This is a genomic window from Candidatus Aegiribacteria sp. (assembly GCA_021108005.1).
Lineage (GTDB): Bacteria > Fermentibacterota > Fermentibacteria > Fermentibacterales > JCC-6 > Aegiribacteria.
Genome location: JAIORS010000173.1, coordinates 1 through 3,773 on the forward strand (window position 1 = coordinate 1; position 3,773 = coordinate 3,773).

A 3,773-nucleotide genomic window follows, 5' to 3' on the forward strand; every position below is an offset into this window, starting at 1 on the left:
GCAGTCTCCTTTCCCATAATTGCGGCGATGGCTGGCAGAACGATAATGATGTTCTGCGACAGGCTGTTCCTTGCGCAGCACAGCCAGCTGGAGCTTCAGGCCTCTCTTCCCGCAGGGATTCTGAGCTTTACATTGTTATGCATTTTCTACGGTACGGTTTCTTACTCCGGTACGTTTATCGCTCAGTATTTCGGAGCGGAAGATAAAGAGGGATGTTCAAGATCTCTGGCACAGGGATTGTTCCTTACGATGATGTCAGCCCCCGTTCTTGCGGCTCTGGCGGTACCCGGAAGCCTTCTTTTCAACCTGTCCGGCCATGCTTCTGAAATAGTCGTGCTTGAGAAGATCTATTTCCGAATTCTCATGTTCTCAGCGGCAGGACCGGTATTCACAGCGGCTGCGTCATCCTTCTGGAACGGTCGTGGTAAAACAGTTCCTACGATGCTGGCTGTTATAACCGGAGCGGGAATCAACATTTTCCTTGATTACATATTGATTTTCGGTAAACTCGGTTTTCCTGAAATGGGAATCAAGGGTGCGGCCATAGCAACAGCCATTTCGTCCTTCATTCCCGGAACGATCCTTACTATAGCTGCATTCACCGGAAAAACCGCCGTTGAATACAGAACCAGGGAGAACTTCAGGTTCTCGAAGAAGCTTACCGCGAGGATACTCAGATTCGGCTTTCCGGCAGGTCTTCAGATATTCATGGATGTTGCCAGTTTTACAATTTTCATATTCATCGCGGGCAGGCTTGGAGCTGTTGATTTCACAGCAAATAACCTTGCCTTCAGCGTGAACAATCTAACATTCAATCCGCTGCTTGGATTCGGGTTCGCCACAACGGTAATCGTTGGCAGATGTATAGGAATGGGAAGAAATGATATGGCAGTGAAGGTTGTCAGGCGGACCCTGCTGCTCGCCCTATGCTACTTTGTCCCACTGGCAGCTACTTTTGTTCTTTTCCCGGGCTTCTACACAAGGTTGTTTTTCAGTCCGGATTCCGTATGTACTGTTGAAGAGTTGATATCCACCGCCGGTAAACTCCTTGCTATCATAGCAGCATGGGGTGTGTTCGATGCGGTAAATCTCATGTACAGCGGGGCTCTAAGAGGAGCCGGAGATACGAAGTTCGTCGTCTGGGCTTCAGGCCTTCTGGCATGGTTCCTCTGGATACCCGGAGTAATTTATCTCTACACTGTTCACAACGCAGGAATTGTTACCCTCTGGCTCTTCACCAGTTTGTATATAGCGATCTTTGCCCTGGTATTCTTCCTCCGATTCCGTACCGGCAAATGGAAACGCATCGACCTGCTGGGAGAAAAAGAAATTTCAGCTGGTTAGAAAGGAGAATTAATGTTTCGGGTAATAGTACTATCGCTCATTTTTATCATCTTTGCCTGTTCCGACTCCACTACCGGCCCATCTTTCTCTCAGTATTCGCGGGTTTCTGTTATTGACACATCCATCGGTTCGATCGTCGCGAACATCGAACTGAACCCTACCTTGAACCGCAAAATAAAACTTGCTCCGGACGGCCGGTACGCTTACGTGACCGCGTACGATGGAGACAACATCGTACAGATCGATTGTCTTTCCCATTCGATAAGCGGTGGCCTTGATTTCGGACTTTACAAGCACTGCATGGACCTGTGCCTGAACGATCAGGGCACAGAGCTTTACGCTACCTCCTCTGATGAGCTCTTCATCATAGACATCCCATCTCTGACGATAACCGATACAGTCGATGTGAACTGGCCCTGTATTATGGATATATCACTCAGGCCTGGAACCGATCTGATTTATATTTGTTTCGCTGGTATCTATGAACAGGGAACACTGGTGATCGATGTTGAACAGGGCGAAGTTGTCGATACACTCAGCCATCTAGTGATGCATCCCGTTTTCTCCGAAACGGGAAACGAGCTTTACTTCTCTGACGGTACGCGGCTTATTTGTATTGATCCGGACGCCGATGAAGAAATCGTCTCTGCAGACCTTGGTGAGATGATTACCGATATCTGCATAGTGCCCGGTTCTAACACCATGTATGTATCGTGGGAAGTTTCCTTAACCGATGAAGGTGGAGTACTCGCTCTGGACATGAATACTCTGGCGGTTACCGATTCCCTCGATCTGGCCTACCAGGTAACAGGTCTCTGTTACGTACCCGTGCTTGATATCCTGTACGTAGGAATTGCCGGAGGCTTATTAGAAAGTGGGATCATGGTGGTAGATTTGCCTGGTCTCGTTCCGTCCGATGAGATCGAAATCTCCCCGGAGCTTATGGATATGGCCCCGGATCCATCAGGTGATTACGTTTACTGCAACATCTACATGGACAACAGGGTAGGTTGAGATAGAAGAATTCTTCATTTGTTACTGTATCATAGAACATGCTGAATCATGGGTTTCAGTTCATCAGCTACATTCGTTACGGATATTATCGAATATCAGCCTTGAGCCGTTAGCTGAAATGCTGAACCTGTCAGCGCATCTCCTGGAGAAGAACAATCCTTCCCCGGTATGCCTTTCGGGAGCATAGGTATTGTCAAAGCAATAATTTTCGTATTGTCAAATGCAATGGAACTTCTGCTGAATTCTTCTGAGTATCTTTTCAGGAGCGAAGAATCATCAGGATAGTGAAATACTGAAATAAGAGATAGTATCTCTCGTCAAGCTGACTGACCACCTGTCTGAGAGTTGGAAATAGTCTTTTATCCTGTTTGTGCTGAAGTGCCGGTAGTAGCTATCTATCGATTGAGTAGTCGAGAGCCTGTAACAAGGCAATTACTAATTCAGTCCAGACTATTGGTGAATATCAAGCGAAAGAGATATGATATTATTGTTGTAACAATCGAATATTCACATAAGTCAAGGAGGATGGAGTTATGAGATGCATATTTCTAGTAATTCTTGTTTTTTCAGTTATGGTTACTGCAGGTGATGTCAGCGTTCTGTCGAGTTTCAGCGGACCGGATCAGTATACAAACGGGCTTGCCTGGGACGGCACGAATATCTGGCTACTTGGCGGAGGTTACGATGGATTTTATGAAATCACGACCTCTGGAACAGTGATTAACCAATTCAAGCCGAGTGAACCGGGAGGTAAAAACGCAAATGGCGCAACTTTTGATGGAACGAATTTGTGGGGCATGTTCCTTCAGGGTACTTCATCTCCCGGAAACGTCTATGAATACACAACTTCAGGTACGTATGTTTCTACTTTCACCTGTCCTGGAACTTACAACATTGGTCTGACCTGGGACGGAAGTAACCTTTGGATGTCATGTCGCGGTAATAGTATGATTTACCAGATCAGTACATCTGGTTCAGTTCTGAGTTCTTTTCCAGTTGCGTTTTCCGGTATTGGAGATATGGCGTATGATGGTACCAACCTCTATTTCACCACCGGAAACAACCGTAGTATTGTTGAAGTAACAACTACCGGCACTGTAGTCGACACTTACGATTTGAGTGGTATTTCAGGTAGTTTCCATGCTTCAGCTCTTATGTTTGATGGAAATAACTTCTGGGTGGGAGACAATACAGTTGATATCATTTATGAAGTGGAATTGAATCCTGTATCTTTAGAGCAGTACACTTTCGGGCATATTAAGACTCTGTTCTCAAATTAAGAGCTCACGGACTGCTAAACGGCTCATTGTTTCGCTTCCTCGTGTTCCCGCGAAAAAACGGAATACGAGTGGTAAGTACTCGGTTATTAGAAAGCAAAAGCCCCCTTCAAGGGGGCTTTCAATTTTGTGGCTGGC

At 46.2% G+C, this 3,773-nt stretch carries 3 protein-coding genes; all 3 read left to right on the forward strand.

The window, feature by feature from the left end; translation table 11 throughout:
- The coding region (locus K8S15_10930) for an MATE family efflux transporter (GenBank protein ID MCD4776546.1) at positions 1-1,344 on the forward strand (1,344 nt) is incomplete at its 5' end.
- A 12-nt stretch (positions 1,345-1,356) separates the two neighbouring features.
- Entirely contained in the window at positions 1,357-2,358 is a 1,002-nt protein-coding gene (locus K8S15_10935; protein MCD4776547.1) for a hypothetical protein, read from the forward strand.
- Between the two features lie 533 nt (positions 2,359-2,891).
- Positions 2,892-3,638, forward strand: coding sequence for a hypothetical protein (locus K8S15_10940; GenBank protein MCD4776548.1), 747 nt, complete (start codon positions 2,892-2,894; stop codon positions 3,636-3,638).
- Positions 3,639-3,773 lie beyond the last annotated feature (135 nt).

Coding starts and splice junctions, on each gene's coding strand:
- K8S15_10935 (MCD4776547.1), top strand. CDS start 1,357: ATGTTTCGGGTAATAGTACTATCGCTCATTTTTATCATCTTTGCCTGT.
- K8S15_10940 (MCD4776548.1), top strand. CDS start 2,892: ATGAGATGCATATTTCTAGTAATTCTTGTTTTTTCAGTTATGGTTACT.